This window comes from Stutzerimonas stutzeri (assembly GCF_019090095.1).
Lineage (GTDB): Bacteria > Pseudomonadota > Gammaproteobacteria > Pseudomonadales > Pseudomonadaceae > Stutzerimonas > Stutzerimonas stutzeri_AN.
In genome coordinates this window covers 1,170,435-1,186,122 of record NZ_JAGQFP010000001.1, presented here as the reverse complement: position 1 = coordinate 1,186,122, position 15,688 = coordinate 1,170,435, and the positions used below count along the sequence as shown (strand labels likewise).

The 15,688-nt window shown below is 62.7% G+C and carries 13 protein-coding genes; 1 reads left to right on the top strand and 12 read right to left on the bottom strand.

Going from position 1 to position 15,688, the window contains the following annotated elements; all coding sequences use genetic code 11:
- Nucleotides 1–15: 15 nt before the first annotated feature.
- From KVO92_RS05060 to KVO92_RS05005, 12 genes are all read right to left on the bottom strand, one after another.
- On the bottom strand, nucleotides 16–1,134 hold the full coding sequence (locus tag KVO92_RS05060; protein ID WP_217474544.1) for a glycosyltransferase family 4 protein: 1,119 nt from the start codon (nucleotides 1,132–1,134) through the stop codon (nucleotides 16–18).
- A gap of 45 nt (nucleotides 1,135–1,179) precedes the next feature.
- On the bottom strand, nucleotides 1,180–2,505 hold the full coding sequence (locus tag KVO92_RS05055) for a hypothetical protein (protein WP_217474543.1): 1,326 nt from the start codon (nucleotides 2,503–2,505) through the stop codon (nucleotides 1,180–1,182).
- Nucleotides 2,502–3,830, bottom strand: coding sequence for a hypothetical protein (locus tag KVO92_RS05050; RefSeq protein ID WP_254621287.1), 1,329 nt, complete (start codon nucleotides 3,828–3,830; stop codon nucleotides 2,502–2,504). The genes KVO92_RS05055 and KVO92_RS05050 overlap by 4 nt, the downstream gene beginning before the upstream one ends.
- Nucleotides 3,727–5,034 carry a glycosyltransferase family 4 protein gene (locus KVO92_RS05045; protein ID WP_217474542.1) on the bottom strand — a complete coding sequence of 436 codons (1,308 nt, stop codon included), beginning with the start codon at nucleotides 5,032–5,034 and terminating at the stop codon, nucleotides 3,727–3,729. Before KVO92_RS05045 ends, KVO92_RS05050 begins: the two co-directional genes overlap by 104 nt.
- Nucleotides 5,035–5,055: 21 nt before the next feature.
- Entirely contained in the window at nucleotides 5,056–5,586 is a 531-nt protein-coding gene (gene rfaH, locus KVO92_RS05040) for a transcription/translation regulatory transformer protein RfaH (protein WP_217474541.1), read from the bottom strand.
- A gap of 52 nt (nucleotides 5,587–5,638) precedes the next feature.
- Nucleotides 5,639–6,379: a WbqC family protein gene (locus tag KVO92_RS05035; RefSeq protein ID WP_217474540.1), complete on the bottom strand. Its 741-nt coding sequence runs from the start codon at nucleotides 6,377–6,379 to the stop codon at nucleotides 5,639–5,641.
- 19 nt (nucleotides 6,380–6,398) lie between these two features.
- Nucleotides 6,399–8,609: a polysaccharide biosynthesis tyrosine autokinase gene (locus KVO92_RS05030; protein ID WP_217474539.1), complete on the bottom strand. Its 2,211-nt coding sequence runs from the start codon at nucleotides 8,607–8,609 to the stop codon at nucleotides 6,399–6,401.
- Between the two features lie 43 nt (nucleotides 8,610–8,652).
- Complete coding sequence (locus tag KVO92_RS05025) at nucleotides 8,653–9,576, bottom strand: glycosyltransferase family 2 protein (protein ID WP_217474538.1); 924 nt, start codon at nucleotides 9,574–9,576, stop codon at nucleotides 8,653–8,655.
- 7 nt (nucleotides 9,577–9,583) lie between these two features.
- Nucleotides 9,584–11,104, bottom strand: a complete 1,521-nt coding sequence (locus KVO92_RS05020; RefSeq protein ID WP_217474537.1) for a lipopolysaccharide biosynthesis protein — start codon at nucleotides 11,102–11,104, stop codon at nucleotides 9,584–9,586.
- Between the two features lie 22 nt (nucleotides 11,105–11,126).
- Nucleotides 11,127–12,308 carry a DegT/DnrJ/EryC1/StrS family aminotransferase gene (locus KVO92_RS05015; RefSeq protein ID WP_217474536.1) on the bottom strand — a complete coding sequence of 394 codons (1,182 nt, stop codon included), beginning with the start codon at nucleotides 12,306–12,308 and terminating at the stop codon, nucleotides 11,127–11,129.
- 59 nt (nucleotides 12,309–12,367) lie between these two features.
- On the bottom strand, nucleotides 12,368–13,141 hold the full coding sequence (locus KVO92_RS05010; protein WP_423836223.1) for a hypothetical protein: 774 nt from the start codon (nucleotides 13,139–13,141) through the stop codon (nucleotides 12,368–12,370).
- Nucleotides 13,142–14,010: 869 nt separating this feature from the next.
- Nucleotides 14,011–14,592, bottom strand: a complete 582-nt coding sequence (locus tag KVO92_RS05005) for an NAD(P)H-dependent oxidoreductase (protein ID WP_254621286.1) — start codon at nucleotides 14,590–14,592, stop codon at nucleotides 14,011–14,013.
- Between the two features lie 88 nt (nucleotides 14,593–14,680).
- Between KVO92_RS05005 and KVO92_RS05000 the strand changes: the two genes are divergently transcribed.
- Nucleotides 14,681–15,568, top strand: a complete 888-nt coding sequence (locus KVO92_RS05000) for a LysR family transcriptional regulator (protein ID WP_217474535.1) — start codon at nucleotides 14,681–14,683, stop codon at nucleotides 15,566–15,568.
- The last annotated feature ends 120 nt before the right edge of the window (nucleotides 15,569–15,688 follow it).

Here is a 15,688-nt window from a genome sequence, read left to right as displayed (position 1 = left end):
CGCGATACGTGGCAGCTAGTGTTTGGGCTGGCCGAGCGGCAGCTGCTGCAAGCCCGCTTTGCCGCCTTTGCGCACCCCGGTGAAGGCCTGATCGATCAGACGGGAGACCTGCCGCGCCGACGAATTCCAGCAATACCGCGCCACGTTCGCCTTGCCGCGCCGGCGCAGGTCCTGACGCAGGGCCTCGTCGCGCAGGACGCGCTGCATGCAGTCGGCAATGTCCTTGACCTTCAGCGGGTCGAAGTACAGCGCGCTGTCGCCCAGCACTTCCGGGATGGACGCTGCCCGCGCGGCGATGACCGGGCAGCCACAGGCCTGCGCCTCGAGCGGGGGGATGCCGAACCCTTCGTACAGCGAGGGGAACACGAACGCCGTGGCGCCCTGATACGCCTCCACCAGCTCTTGATCGGTCAGCCGGCCGAGCATGCGAATGCGACGGCTGCCGGCGATGTCGTGCAGGCTGCCGGAGAAGACCCGGTTCGAATCGCCGATGATGCGCAGCTCGACGTCATCGAAGCCTTCGAGCTTGAGGAAGGCCGCCACCATCCTGGCGAAGTTCTTGTGCGCGCTGTGCGATGACACCGCCAGCAGGTAGGGCGTCGAGCTGCTCGGGCATTGCTCGGCGCAGAAGGGTTGGAAGCGGGCGTCCACGGCGTTGGGTACCACCCAGATGTGGCGTGCCGGGTAGCCATAGAAGCGTGCAATTTCCTGCCGGGAAAATTCGCTCACGGTAATCAGCGCCTTGATTCGTTTGAGTAACAGCGGGGTCAGGTTGCGATAGGTCGCCCTGAACGCGCGTGAATAGGCTTCCGGATGCCGCACGTAGGTAATGTCGTGGTGAGCCGCGATCTGGTTGCCGTAAGCCAGCGGCGCGGTGTTGCACAGCGAGACCAGCGGCGGGCTGCCGTTGCGCAGCAGCCACAGCGGCAGGTCGAGTTGCTCCCAGAGCTGGCCCCGGTGGCGGCCGATGCGGCGAACCTGGAGCAGTTCGGCGCTTTCATGCAGGCGGATGTCGTCCGGCGCGACGAACACCAGATCGTCGCGCAGGCCGTTCAGTTGCAGGCTGATCTGCTCCGCGAAGCGCTGCACGCCTCGTATTTCCTGGGTCAGAAAGCGCGCGTTGATGACAATCATTTTGAAATTCCTCTTTTCAAAAAAGCCCTTCGTGAACCCTTGGCATCAGTGGGCGCTGGAGCCCGGCCCCGGCGCGTTGCCGAGGCTGATGATCTTCGGAAAGCCGTCGAGCTCGACCTCCGCGGTGCAGCGATCTGCGCGGTCGGGGCATCGCCAGGTCGCGTCGCTGGCGACTCGGCCATCCTCGGGATGCTCGGTATCGATCAGCGCCAGGTGGCCGCTCGCCTTGCCGGTCGACTCGATCGTAAGCGTGCGTGTCTGCTCCGGGCTCCAGGCCACCAGCAGCTGCTCGTCCGCGTTGCCGAAACGCAACAGCACGGCGCCTTTCTTCGAGCCGTCGGCGTGACCCAGGAAGCGGTAGTCACGGATGATCGGGCTGATCGCCTTGAGCGCCCGATAGGCCGGCTTGAGGGCGTAGTCTTGTCGCAGCAGGCCGAAGTTGTGCTCGCGCTCGCGTACGTTGGTGCCGTCGTTGCGCCAGTCGTACCACCAGTAGCCCCGCACGTTGGGCAAGGTTCTGGCGAGAAAGAAGCTGCGCACCAGATAGGCCGCTTGCAGGTGCTCGTCGATTCCGCAGGATCCCTGGTAGGCCGGCCAGCTCATTTCCGTCAGATACAGCGGCACCGGCTGGCCGGCCGCGCTGGACAGTTCCAGATCGACATCGGCGAGCCATTCGATCCACGCCTCCGGTGTGTTTTTCCCGCGTCCGCGGCAGTGGACATAGGGATGTAACGAAAGGCCATCGATCGATTGCATCACGCCGGCTTCGATCAGCCGGGTGGCGAAGCCCGACTCGATGCCTTCGGTGGTCACCGCGCCGGCCAGCACCTTGGCGTTTGGATCGTGCTGGCGAATGATGCCGGCGGCATCGGCGATCAGCCGCGCGTAGTCCTGGGTGAACTGCGAATCGGTGGGGTTCTCCGCGTCCCATTCGTTCCAGACTTCGTAGTGCTTGATCCGGCCCCTGAACTGTTCGGCAACGAAGGCGACATAGCGATTGAAGGCGCTGCGAACCGGCTCGCTGCGCGGCTTCTCCCCGGCGCCATGGAAAGAATTGCCGTAGCCAAGAATGAACAGGTTGTCGATCCCCTGGGCTTCGTTGCCGGCCAGATAGGCTTGCCAGTGCGGCTCCACTTCGAGGCGGTCGCGCTTTCGCTCCACAAAGGCCCAGTGAGCGTCGGTCCTGACCGATGCGATACCCGCGTCGTGCAGCAGCTGGAGCCCCTCGCTCCGGGTGTTTCGCAGATGCAGGTCGTGCGAGCAAACGCCGACGATGAAGGGATCTTCCGCTTGTTGTGCCGGTACCGCGATAGCCAGGGCAGACAGGCTTGCCGCAAACGCCAGGCGGCAGGTAAGGCGGCGTAGGCTCATGGCTGCTCGCCCCTCGGTTCCCAGACCCGCGGTTCAAGCCCTGTCTGTGGGCGCACGGCAATGAACCGTTTGTACGGGGCAGGCACCGGCTGCGGCGTCAGAACATGGGCGATGGCCATGCCGAGAAACAGGGTAGCGGTGGTGACCTCCAGCACATCGGTCGCCCAGCCGATCAGGCAGGTGCAGAAGACGATGCCCAGCAGTGCGTCACGAATGCGGGGGCCGCGGTCATGCAAACGCAATAGCAGCGGGAACAACAGGAAATACAGCAGCACACCGAACGCGCCGAGCATGCCCCACAGATACAGCGCCGTGTTGTCGGCAATGCTCAGCAGTTCCAGCCAGGCCAGTGGAAACGCCGCCGCGCTGCTGCCTACCGCTCCGAACCCGGCGCCCCACCAGCCCCAACCTTCGTTGACGATCACATCGATGAAGTTCGGCCAGCTGTTGATCAGGCGGTCGTTGAACGAGGCCAGCATGCTGGCGCTATAGGCCTCGCTCTGCGGAATGTTCAGCATCAGGCTGGCGATTGGCAGCGCCATGCCGGTCACCACCGCGACGAAGAACGCCGTGGCGCTGGGCACGCGGTAACCGGCGAGAAACAGCATCGCCAGGGTCAACAGGTATGCCGCCGCGGTCGATTTGTTGGTGGTCAGGAAGATCGCGCCGAATGCCAGCGGGTACAGCATCAGGCGCAACAGACGTGACCGCAGGAACGCCGCCAGGAACAGGCTGTACAGCGCGATCATCACGGCCAGGTTGGTCGACATCCGGGCAAAGCCGGCCAGCCGGTCAGTGCTGCCGAAGGCCCAGGACTTGTTCGCGGTCAGCTCGACGTCGCCCATCATGTAGCTGTATCCCTTCCACGGTACGTTGCTGAACATGTCCAGGGCGATGCCGATCAGCGAGGCCATCAGACAGAACCCGATCACCCAGCCCAGCAGGCTGGCCCTGCGCTCCAGGTAGCGGCCGCAGAACAGCCCGAACAGCAGCGGCAGGTAAATGAACAGACTGAATCCGACGTTGCCCGGCGAGGCGCCATGCAGCAGCGCCAGCAGGCTCGAAACCAGCAGCGCAAACAGCACCAGCCATACCTCGGGGGCGCTCCGCGCGCGGGGCAATTCCAGCGCCACGGCGGCGAGACACGCCAGCTTCGGCAGGTAGAGCAGGGCGGAGACGCCGGCGATATCGAGGTAGTAACGCAGCGCCCCGGCGAAGGTTTCACTGATCAGCAAGGAGGCGGCGATCAGCGCCAGCAGCGTGGGCTTGTCGATCGTCAGCGGGCTCGGTCTGGGCGGTGAAAGGCTCAATGGAGTCGGGGTCATCGTGGGCTCTCCGGCCGTGTAGCGCGCTATGCAGGATCGATTGGTACTGATCGAGCATTCGCTCCATGTTCAAAAAGGCGGCGACGCTGGGGCGCGCCTGTTGCGACAAGCGCTGGCGCAGGCCGCTGTCCAGATAAAGCCTGAGCATTGCTCTGCCCAGCGAGTCGGGATCGTCAGGCGAGCAGAGCAGGCCGTTGAGGTTGTCGCTGATGATCTCCGGCAGGCCGCCGCGGGTGGTCGCGATGACCGGAAGATGCTGGGCGCAGGCCTCGACCGCGACCAGCCCGAACGGCTCGGCCCAGATCGAGGGCACCACCAGCACATCGATGTTGCGCATGAAGGCCTCGGCGTGCTGATAGCCGACGAAACGGACCTTGGCCGGATCGGCCAATGCCTTGAGCTGCGCCTCGTAATCCAGCTTGCCGCGACCGGCGATCTCCAGGGTGGCGTTGATCGACAGGGCCTGAAACTGCTCGATCAGCCACCCCAAACCCTTGTTGGCCGACAGCGTGCCGATGTAACCGAACCGGAGCAGGCCGCTGTGAGGATGGCGCGGCGCCGCGACCGAGCCTTCGGCCAACGGGACGCTGTTGTGCACCACATGGCGGCTGGCCTGGTTGAAATAACCGTAGGCCGTCACCCGATCGAGGATGAAGCGACTGACGCCGATCACCGCCGCCACCTGAGCCGAGCGTGCCGCATGGCCTCGACGAAAAGCCGAACACAGCCCGCACTGGCGTTCGCAACTGTGCCCTTTGTTGAACATGGTGTCCTTCGGGCACAGCAGATAGAGGTCATGCACGACCTGGACGATCGGAAGGCCCGCCGCGGTGATCTCGTCCCAGGCCGATACGGACCAGCCGGTGAGGTTGTGGCAGACCACCACGTCCGGTCGCTCGCGGGCGATCACCTCGCGTACGTACTCGCGCATGCCGCGGTTGTAGCGGTCGCGGTAGTGCCAGCCCAGGCGCAACAGCGGGTTCGGCCGGGTCTGGGTGAAGTGCCAGTAGAGGTTGCGCAGCCCGGCGCGATAGATCCGTACGCCGCCCAGTTGTTCTTCGTGCAACCCCAGCTCGGGGCCGGTAGCCAGCACGGCGAGGTCCCAGCCGCGGGCATGCAGGCCTTCGGCGAGCTGACGTACCACCACTTCCGCGCCGCCTCCTACATGAGGCGCGTAAAGGCTGTGCAGAAACAGAATCTTCATGAGCGAACCCTCCCTGGTACGTCAGTCGGTCCGGCAGCTGACGGGCAGACCGGGTTGGGCAGCGCAGCCGGTGAGGTAGCGTGTGGGCACACGCACCTTCTGCTCACGCTGCAGCAGCGTGAGCAGGATCACCGAACGTTCCTCGCCGTCCGCGCTGACAAAGATCGCTTCGAGCTCATTGAAGGTGCCGCCACGCAGTTGCACGCGCTCGCCAGGGCGAAAGCGCGGCGGCTCGACCGGCGTTGCCAGCCGCTGGCGTAGCTCTTCGATCAGGGCGTCGCGAACCGGTGTGGGCTCGCCGCCGAAGGCCACCACGCGGGCGACACCACGGGTCGAGCGGATGGGGTACCAGTTGTCCAGCCGACGATCGAGGCGGATGAACAGATAGCCGGGGAACAGCGGTTCGCCGGGCTTTCCGTCGTCTGGCAGGCGCGGCTTGTGTGGCCGGTAGCACTCGAAGTGCTGGCGTCGGAGATTTTCTTCGGCGCGCGATTCCTGTCGGGGTTTGGTCTGGATCAGGTACCAGTGTGGATCGCTGTCGAGCGCTGCCATGTGAACTGCCTTCCATAGGTGAGTAGGTGCGGAGGTCCGTTTTGTCGTTCGTTCAAGCCGGTTGCGCGGCGTGCTGTTCGATGCCTTCGACGAGGGTGAAGCGCTCGAGCAAGGCCCGGGTGTCCTGCTGGCTGTTGAACATCAGCACGTCGATCACTGACAGGGCTGGCACGAATGGCTGCTTGAACTGCGGGTAGCTCAGGTCGTCCATTCGCAGAAATCGCAGCGAAAGGCCGTGCGATCTGAAGAGCGTGGGGCAGTACAGCGACACGCCGCCGATGGGGTTGATGTAGCGCTGCGCGTTCAGCAGCTTGGCGATGGTGATCACGCGCTCCTGCTTGTCCATTTGCGCGGGCAGGCCCAGTTCCGAGCCCATGCGGATCGGCGTCGTTATGTCCAGATAAGCGCACAGGCGGCGGATCGAGTACGCGGTGAAGCGGGCCAGGTTGCGTTCCGGCTGCTGCAGGATGTCCGCGATCAGGGCCAGCACCGGTTCCTGGTACGGCGCGCGGGCATAGGCGAGCTTGAGCATTTTCAGCAGCCTTTGCGCTTCCATGGGAAAGTCATCGCTCAGCCAGCGCTGGTTGATGGCATCGACGCGTCCGCCCTTGCGCAGCGGAAAGGTCATCAGCTTGGCCTCGCCGTTCACCAGCACGCGGTTGCGGTTGATCCAGGATGCTTTGGTGTATTGCAGGTCGTCGCCCAGCACGAAGGCATCGCTATGGGCGATCAGCTGGAAATAACCCAGGTAAGGGAACAGATAGGGCTGCATCATCGATACGGTTCTGACCACGGCGTTTCCCTCGCATGTGTCAGGCTTTTTGAGAATAGCTGTAGTAACCGTAGGCGCCTGTCTCATAGGCGGTGCTCGAGGCCCGACGTCTGACGCCGTTGAGGATGGCGCCCTTGAGCAGCACGCCGTTCTGCGCCAGGCGCCGCTTGGAGGCCTCGATCTGGCCGGCGGTACTCAATCCGTAGCGCGCCACCAGCAGGCAGGTGCCCGCCAGTTGGGCGACCAGAACGGCATCGGTTACCGCCAGTACCGGCGGCGTATCGATGATGACGAAGTCATATTCGCGCTCCGCCTCTTTCAGCAGCTTCGCGAAGTTCTCATGCATGAGCAGCTCGGACGGGTTGGGCGCCGAGCAGCCGCTGGCAATGAAATGCAGGTTGGCCTGGTCGGTCTTGTTGACCACCGCGGCGAGGCGCAGGCCGCCTGCCAGGGCATCCGACAGGCCGCTGCGCGGAGCCATGCCGAACATGCCGGCGAGATAACCGCGACGCATATCGGCGTCGATCAGCAGCACCCGCTGACCTGCCTGTGCAATGACCGATGCCAGGTTGCTGGAGACAAAGGACTTGCCCACCGAGGGCGTCGGGCTGGTGATCACCAGCAGCTGATTGCGCGCTTCGAGCATGGCGAACTTCAGGCTGGTACGCAGGCTGCGCAGCGACTCGATCGCCAGGTCGGCCGGGTCGGCGGCGCCCAGCAGCTTGCTGCGTCCGTCGCGCACTTTCCTCAGCCGATAGAGGTGCTCCTGCTTTGCCGAAAACGGCAGTGCGGCGTACACGGGCACCCCGAGGTGCTCGATGGTTTCAGGATTCTCGATGCCCCGATAGAACACCTGCCTCAGCAGGATGACCACGGCCGAGACCAGCAGGCCGATGAAAATGGCGACCAGCACCACCAGGGGTTTGATCGGCTTGGCCGGCTTTTCCACGACGGCATAGGCGCTGTCGATGATCCGCACGTTGCCGATGGTGCCGGCGCGCAGGATGTCCTGCTCCTGGGCCTTGTCCAGCAGCAGGGTATAGGTGCGCGTGGTGACCTGCATGTCGCGGTGCAGGCGCAACAATTCCTGCTGGGTCATGGGCAAGGTGTCGATCTTGCTCATCAGCGCGGCCTTTTGCGCTTCCAACTGGCCGATCTTCTTCATCAGCGTCTGGTAGGTGGGGTGCTCGGGGGTGTAGAGCTGGTTGTATTCGGTGCGCTTGAGGTTGTGCTCGGAGATCTGTGCTTCCAGCGCGACGATCTGATCGAGCACGCCCTTGGTTTCGATGCTGATGTCCACCGACTGGGCGCTGGTCTGATAGTCGTTGAGGGCCGCTTCGGCCTTCTCCAGCTGCTTGCGCACCAGTGGCACCTGCGAGCGCAGGAACTCGAGGCGTTGCGCCGCCTCGGCCGAGCTGCGCTCGATGTTCTGGCGCACATACAGGCGGCTGATCTGATCGAGCACCCGATTGGCCTTGTCGGCGTCAGGGTCTTCCAGGGTGAGGTAGATGATCCCGGAATCCTTGCCGGCTTCGCCCACCTTCAGGCGCTTCTGATAATCCAGCGCGGTGGTCTGCGGGCGACTGCGCACCACCGTGAACTCGGTGCCCGGACGCGCCTTGAGCGCTGCGATCTGGATCGTGAAGCCTTGCTGTTGCACCGTCTGGTGGCTGTTGCCGCTCAGCAGCAGGTGCTCGTCCTCGTCATAGAGGCTGAACGTGTCGGCGACACCGGCGCGCAGCGTCAGCTTCTCGCCCAGGTAGGCGTCGGGGACGTCCAGCTGGAACACGTCCAGCTTCTCGCCGCCCCAGGCGTAGCTGGTCAGGCCCAGCAGCGGCGCGGCGAGCTCGCCATCCTCGACCGGATCGTGCAGCCGCGCGATGTAGCCGCCCAGCAGCGGGATGTACTTGGGGCGAACGGTGATGTAGAGCTTCAGCGCCTCGACCGTGCGCCCCAGCACGGAGCGCGACTTGATCAGTTCGATCTCCGTGACCGCCTGGGAAACCGAGTTCGGCCTGGGAATGACCTCCGGGACTCCGGTAATACCGGCCTTTTTCGGTTCGATCTGAATCATCGCGCTGGCCTGGTACACCGGCGCGGCGACAATGGCGTAGCCCACGCCGAGCAGGGCGAAAAAGCAGGTGATGCTGAAGATCAGAGCCTTGTGATCGAAGGCGACGCGCAGAATGCGCGCCAGGTCGATACGGTTATCCCCGTCGTATTCCAGTGAAGAGCGGGCCATGGCGGTCATCGTGGATCCTTCCTTGATTGTTGCGGCATCGTCGTAGCGGTTATCAGGCGCCCGGTATCAGGCGGCGTAGCAGGTTGATGCTGATGTTCTGAAAGGCCTGGCTCAGCGCCTGGAGCTTGCTGAGCGGAGAGATCAATGCCAGTGCCTGGGTGAACACCTGGATCATGAAATATTCGAACAGCGACTGATTGCCGATCCGCTGGTAGTAGCGGGCCAGGCTGTAATAGGCGTGCATGGTCATCTGGATGCGCTGCTTGCTGCTGCGCATGGAAAAGATGCCGCCCTCGTGCACACGGTAGGCGGCGGGTCTTATCTCCTTGAGGAACTTGCCCTTGCCGTGGGCGCCGAGCAGCGACCACCAGCAGATGTCCAGCACCTCGACGCCGTGCAGCTCCGGCGGCAGCTCGTGCACCAGGTTGCGAAAGCAGGCGGTGAGGGTGGACACCGGTCGTCCCTGCATCAGCTGGCGGGCACTGGCATCGCGGCGATAGCGGCCCTGCATGTGGGGGCTACGCACGACGCCCTGGCTGTTGAACATGACGGCGTCGTGATAGGTCATCACGTAGTCGCGGTGCTGCTCGAGAAAGTCGACCTGAATCTGCAGCTTGCGCGGGTCGGTCCAGTAATCGTCGCCCTCGCAATAGGCGATGTACTTGCCCTGCGCCTGAGCGAACAGCCGGGTGCTGAACGGGACGCCTTTACGGTACTGGTTTTCGCGTTGGTAGATCGGCTTGATGACCTGCGGATAACGGGCGGCGTACGCGCGGATGATCGTCGCGGTGGCGTCCGTGGAGGCGTCGTCGTGGACGATGATTTCGAACGGAAAGGTCGTTTCCTGCCGGAGGAAGCCATCCAGCGTTTCGCTGATGAAGGCTGCGTGGTTGTAAGTCAGGCAGACGATGCTCAGCAGCGGCACGCGCCGCTCGCCCCAGGCGGCCATCAAGGCCTCTTCGCTTTTCGGTTGCATGTCCATCTCAGACGCTCGAGCGGGTCATCAGAAGATAAAGTCGCAAAACGACGGGTTTGGAGGTCAAGGTGACCAACGCCAGGCAGATCAAGCCGCTGACGGCCAGGCCCAGCAGGATGTCGAAGCGGTTGTCGCTGGCGATGGCCGAGAACAGGGGCTCGCCGATCAGCAGGCCGAGTCCGGTCATGGCGGTGATGCGCGATAGATCCTGCAGCCAGGGTCGATGCAGGCCGGCGGCAAAGCGCTTGTGAACCATCGATGGCCAGATCAGGAACGTCAGCATGCGTAACCCGAACCAGACCAACGCTGCGCCGTACACCCCGTGCGTGAGCGCCGCATAGATCACCAGCGGGATGCTCAGCGCCGCGCTGATCAGGCTGAACCAGACGTGCAGGCGCAGCTGGCCGTAGGCGTACTGCAGGTAGAACTGGAAGGCGGTGACGGCCATGATCGCGCTGCCCAGTACGTACCAGGGCAGTACCAGGCGGCTCCACTGCGCCGCTTCGGGGTCACCGGTCCAGGCGAAAATCAGCTCGTCGGAATGGAACGCGATCACGCCCGCCAGCGGACACAACAGGCTGCAGACGAATCGTGTGGCGTTGAGGTAGAGCCGCTGCATGTCGCCGATCCGCTCTTGCGCGACGAGCATGGTCATGCGCGGTAACAACGTCTGCACCAGCGGGTTGGTCAGGGTCATGATGCCGGTCGAGATCAGCGCGACCAGCGAGAAGTAACCGTACTCCTTGAGCAGCAACACATTGGACAGCAACACCTTGTCCAGCTGCGTCAGGATGATCCACAGCACCGAGGTGAGGGACATGCCGGCGGCGAACGGCAGCACCGGTTTGACCGCTGTCCAGTCGAAGCCGGTCAGCACCCTGGGCAGCGGCATCAGCGTGTAGGCCTTGGCGCCGAAGATCAGCGTCTCGATCAAGGCGACCGCCGTCTGGAAAACGAAGAAGTCCAGCGGGTTCTGGCTGATGTTGGCCACCAGAAAAAGGCCACCGAAATAGCGCAGGGTCGCGATCAGGATGTTGGCACCGTTCAGCCACGCATGCAGTTCGAGCCCCTGCAAACCACTCTTGTAGAGCGTGGCGTATAGCTTGAGGCCGATCATCAGCCCCATCAGGCTGATGCAATGGACGATGGTCAGGGTGTCCAGATCCTGCGCTTGCAACCAGCGCTGGGCGATCCAGCCGCTGGCGCCGTGGATGGCCAGCACCGTCAACGACGCCACCGGCAGGAAGATGATTTCGAACGAGCGCAGCAGACGTCCGGGTTCGTGACGGCGGACTTCGGGACGCCCGCGAAAGTGCGCGATCTGGCGGACCAGCGACGGCGACAGGCCGGCATCCAGCAGTTGCAGCCACGCCTGTAGCACGGCGAAGAACCCGATCAGGCCGTAGGCCTCGGCACCCAGGTGGCCGAGGTAGAAGGGCAGAATCAGGATGCCGACAAGCAAGGCATACGCCTGCCCGATGTAGCTCAGGCCGGTGTTGCGAATCATCGAGAGTTTTCGATCAGCCATGTAATCGGACCGCCGGAGGGGTTCAGTAGAGGCGCTTGCATTCGGGGGAGGACACGCCGAAGCGGTGCTCCATCAGCCCGATGGGGTTGACCTGCGGCCAGAGGCGTTCCGCTTGCAGCGGCTTGCGCCGGGCGACCTCGTTCAGCAGGGTCTGGATCACCGTGTTCTGGATCGGCCGGGGCAGGCCCGGATAAATCGGCAGACAGAGCACCCGGCGGCTCAACGAACGTGACTGGATCTGCGGCGGTTGCGGCTGCAGGTAACCGAGCGTGTCCAGCGACGGGTAGAAGTAGCGCCTGGGGTTGATGCCCTTGTCGTTCAGCGCAGTGCGGCAACGCAGCAGCTGGTCCTCGTTGGCCAGGGCGATCGGAAAGTAGCTGTAGTTGCGTTGGGAATCAGCTTGCTGCTGCTGCAGGTCGAAGTGGTCGCCCAGTTGCTGCTCGTAGCGTCGGGCGATCTCTTCCCGTTGTTCCAGGATCAGCGCCATGTCATCGAGGATGCACAATCCCATCGCGGCGGCGAACTCGTTCAGCTTCGCGTTGATGCCGATGCCGTCGATGATGTCGGTGTCGACGATGCCGAAGTTGCACAACAGGCGAATCCTGGCAGCCAGGGCATCGTCATTGGTGACGATGGCGCCGCCTTCGATGGTGTGGAACAGCTTGGTCGCGTGAAAGCTGAGGGTACTGATGTCCCCCCAACTGAATACCGAGCGCTCCTTGTAGCGCACGCTGAACGCGTGCGCGCCGTCATAGACCACCTTCAGGCGATGGCGCTCGGCAACGCGCGCGATGCCCTCCACGTCGCACGCATTGCCGAATACGTGGGTTGCGACGATGGCGCGCGTGTCGCTGTCGATCCGCGCTTCGATGGCCTGCGGATCCAGGTTCCAACTGGTCTTGTCGATGTCGGCGAAAATCGGGCGGATGCCTTCCCACTGCAGCGAACTGGTGGTGGCCACGAAACTGAACGGCGTGGTGATGGCGCTGCCCGTCAGCCCCAGCGCCCGGTAGGCGATCTGCAGGGCCAGGGTGCCGTTGTTGGTCAGGATGATGTTGCGCACACCCAGGTAATCGCGCAGCCGCTCTTCGAGCTCGGTAACCAGGGGGCCGTGATTGGTCAGCCAGCCCGATGCATAGATGCTGTCGACGTAGCTGAGAAACTTGGCTTTGTTGCCCAGGTACGATTGGGTGACATTGATCATCATGGATGTCCTTATCGTCGTCACATCGAGGTCGGCACGCTTGGTTCAGGTCTGCTGCTCTACACCGCCCGGTGTGTCCCCAGGAGGGTGGCGCGGCGGGCACGGCGCTGGTTCAGCTTGAGGATCAGGCGCGTCGCCAGGCTGCCCGCGTGCGGGTCGCCGAAGTGAAAGATCGCCGTGGCACGGCGGCTTGCCGGGTCGCACGGCTCGTTCGCATGCAGCGTGCGGTAGCCCCAGAACAGGTACAGGTTGCCGGGCACCAACTGGAGCTTTACGGGCTTCAGTAAACGGTGGCGGATGGCGGCAGCGATCAGTTTGCGGCTCAGCGCGTTCTGCAGCAGCGCCTTCTCCACTACGTTGAACAGAACGTTCGAACGTACGCGGCGCAGATTGGGAAACATGATCAGATCGCCCCGGTCCGTTCCGTTCTGCGGAATCTCGATTGGTAACAAAACGGTTACAAGACTGGCGTCGTAGTGAAAACAATTGGATTCGCGGCGACCTGAATTCCCTTGTACGCAGCGCAACACTTTCAGGATTTCGTCGCTGAAGGCCGCTTTCCCGGCGCCCGTGCGATAAAGGCTTGCCAGCAACTGCCGAAACTCCGGCGAAGCGCCTAGGACGCCCAATAGCGAACTTTCGATCTCGCTTCCACCATGGTGGGCAAAGTATTGACCGTTATGCCGCTGAGCATCGACTCGGACCTGCTCTTGTAATTCCGATAGTTGCTGCGGTGAGAGAAAGTTGGCAATACAGAAACTGCCTGTCTGATTCATCTCATCGGCAATCAATGTGTGCGATTCTATATCGATGCTACGCAATGAAGTGTTCACGAAGAACTCCAGCGGGTTGCCTTGAATAAATATCGAAGTGAATAACGGGCGGGCGCTACAAGTCACGTGAAGCGCTTTTTTATATGCCTGGCATATGCCAGTTAAATAATTGCCGCCGTGATAGTTGCTGGGTAAGGGCAGCGCTTTTTAATCAGACAAAGCTACCGCCAATGGCGGTTGTCGCCGCCAGCTCGCTATTGCTCCAGAGGGCGTCCGATCACGCGAACGCCAGCGCTGGCGGGACGTTCAGGCACGGCTACCGCACTCGGCTAGAATTCGAGAGGAGCAAAAAAGTAAGTTTTTCTAGTGCGACACAGCGCTGAGCTGTGGGGGAAGCCATCCCTGAGCACCAACAGCTGCAAAACGGGTAGTCCTGCTTGCGGCTCGGAAACATCCTGTCTCATGGTTGTGACGTAGTTATCATTCAGAAGCGGTTGGCAGTCAAGAAGAAGGCGAAAAAATATTTATATAGCGGCGCTATTTTGGGCCCTTGAGGGCCAACGGCTAAAAAGGTTTTATCTTCGGTTTTTAAATTACGGAATGAACTATCCATCGTTTGTATTAAACCGATCGATTGAGTGCGAGTATTAGTTGATAGCTGAGCTGGGATATTGTGAGGGTTTGGATATCCGGGCGAGGTCGAGCAGGAATCCAAAAGCGCGTGTACGACCGTACGGGAGGAGACAGGCAAGGCCCAGAACGAAAAAAGGCCACTTAGCGAAATGACCTTGTTCGTCCCTGGTTGGAGGAGGGCAGGGCGAGCCCTGCAGAATTGGGAAATCGTGCGAGCAGCCCCGCAAGGGGGAAGCCGAGCGCTCGGACAAGCCCACCCGGCGCGCCGAGAGGAGGCGTGGCGGTGTTCCCCGTTTTCAAGACGTCCGTAGAGCGGCTTCGGCTGACGTGGCATCAATCCAATCACGCAAGCGCGCTTCGTAGTCGGCGGCGGCGACTTCAAGCTCAGCAGGCGTCAACGTATTCGCCTCATACAGCACGAACGGCTCAGACCAGATCAGGCCGCAGCGGTGCGCCGTCGCGCGCAGCGGCGCGAGCAGTTCGGCCATCGGGAACATGTTGCGACCGCCGAAACGGTAGGCGTCACGCGTGTTGCCCGCCGTGGCGGCGATCATGAGCTGGGTCCCCTCCAGGCGACGCCCCTCGGACTCGTAAGCGAGGTAGAACATGCGGGTCAGGACGGCGTCCTGCCAAGCCTTCAGAAGCGCCGGGGTCGAATACCACTGGACGGGAAATTGCAGCACGATCCGGTTCGCGGTCAGCAGCCGTTGTGCCTCTGACTCGGCATGGCGAAACATGTCGATGCCGGCAGGATACGCGGCATACATGTCGATGACGCCCACATCCGGCATCGCGCCGGCAGCTTGCGCCAGGGCGGCGTTGGCCCTGGACTGAGGCAGGTTCGGGTGAAATAGCAGCACAAGGGTTCGTAGCATCATCGTCGCCTCCGGGTTGTTCGTGAGGCCAGATTGCTGAACGTTTGATTATTATTCCAATAGATATCTTGTCTAATCTATTATCCGCCATATGAATTTGCGCTCGGTCGACCTCAACCTCCTCGTGATACTGGACGCGCTGCTGGACGAAGCCCATGTCAGTCGCGCGGCCGACCGTTTGGGGCTTTCGCAACCGGCGGCTTCGGTGGCGCTCCAGCGCTGCCGCCACCTGTTCAAGGACGATCTCCTTGAACGCGGGCGCGGTACGATGCGCCTGACGCCCAAAGCCGCGTCCCTGCGTGCTCCCTTGAAATCCCTGCTGGCCGGCGTGACCGATCTGATCGATCCCCCGGAGGTCGCCCTGGCCGATATCCGCCAGACGCTTCGCATCGCCATGGCGGATTATCCGGCGCTGTTCGTGATCGGTCCCTTGCTCGATGCGCTGCGGGAACGCGCCCCCGGGATCGATATCGTGGTTCAACCCTGGCAAGGCGCCCAAGCTGCGAAAGGCGCCCTTGTCGATGGCAGCACGGATATCGCGATCTCGGTCTTTCCCGAGTCCGACGAGGATATTCGCTGCGAAGAATTGCTGACCGAGCACTATGTCGTCGCCATGCGCCCCGGTCATCCCGCCGCCGATGGCTTTGACCTCGAACGCTGGCTCGGCTTCCCGCACATTCTGGTTTCCGGGCGCGGGGACGGGCGTAGTCCCGTTGACGCTGACCTGGCCAAAGCGGGGCATTCGCGACGAGTCGGCCTGGTAGTGCCTACCTTTCAGATGGTGCCCGACCTGCTGCGAGCGTCCGACATGCTCGCCATGCTGCCCTCGCGCGTCGTGCCGGTAAGCGGGGCGCTGCAAACTTTCCAGCCGCCCATCCCGGTGAGCGGTTTCACGTTGCACCTCGCCTGGCACCGACGCCGCGAAAACGATTTGGGGCTACAGTACGTGGCGCAACGGCTGGCACAGCTGTTGCGCTGAATCGATTGTGCTTTTACCGGTGAGCGGCTGCGCAGCCTCCGGTGTCAGCCGTCCGTTCCCCGAGGCGTCCATTCTAACGCGGGGGAAAGCGGCGAATGACACGATTGCCAAGTATCTAGA

Excerpts from the sequence above, each read along its gene's own strand:
- KVO92_RS05060 (WP_217474544.1), bottom strand. The coding sequence starts at position 1,134 with ATGATTGTCATCAACGCGCGCTTTCTGACCCAGGAAATACGAGGCGTG.
- KVO92_RS05055 (WP_217474543.1), bottom strand. The coding sequence starts at position 2,505 with ATGAGCCTACGCCGCCTTACCTGCCGCCTGGCGTTTGCGGCAAGCCTG.
- KVO92_RS05050 (WP_254621287.1), bottom strand. The coding sequence starts at position 3,830 with ATGACCCCGACTCCATTGAGCCTTTCACCGCCCAGACCGAGCCCGCTG.
- KVO92_RS05045 (WP_217474542.1), bottom strand. The coding sequence starts at position 5,034 with ATGAAGATTCTGTTTCTGCACAGCCTTTACGCGCCTCATGTAGGAGGC.
- rfaH (WP_217474541.1), bottom strand. The coding sequence starts at position 5,586 with ATGGCAGCGCTCGACAGCGATCCACACTGGTACCTGATCCAGACCAAA.
- KVO92_RS05030 (WP_217474539.1), bottom strand. The coding sequence starts at position 8,609 with ATGACCGCCATGGCCCGCTCTTCACTGGAATACGACGGGGATAACCGT.
- KVO92_RS05025 (WP_217474538.1), bottom strand. The coding sequence starts at position 9,576 with ATGCAACCGAAAAGCGAAGAGGCCTTGATGGCCGCCTGGGGCGAGCGG.
- KVO92_RS05020 (WP_217474537.1), bottom strand. The coding sequence starts at position 11,104 with ATGGCTGATCGAAAACTCTCGATGATTCGCAACACCGGCCTGAGCTAC.
- KVO92_RS05015 (WP_217474536.1), bottom strand. The coding sequence starts at position 12,308 with ATGATCAATGTCACCCAATCGTACCTGGGCAACAAAGCCAAGTTTCTC.
- KVO92_RS05005 (WP_254621286.1), bottom strand. The coding sequence starts at position 14,592 with ATGATGCTACGAACCCTTGTGCTGCTATTTCACCCGAACCTGCCTCAG.
- KVO92_RS05000 (WP_217474535.1), top strand. The coding sequence starts at position 14,681 with ATGAATTTGCGCTCGGTCGACCTCAACCTCCTCGTGATACTGGACGCG.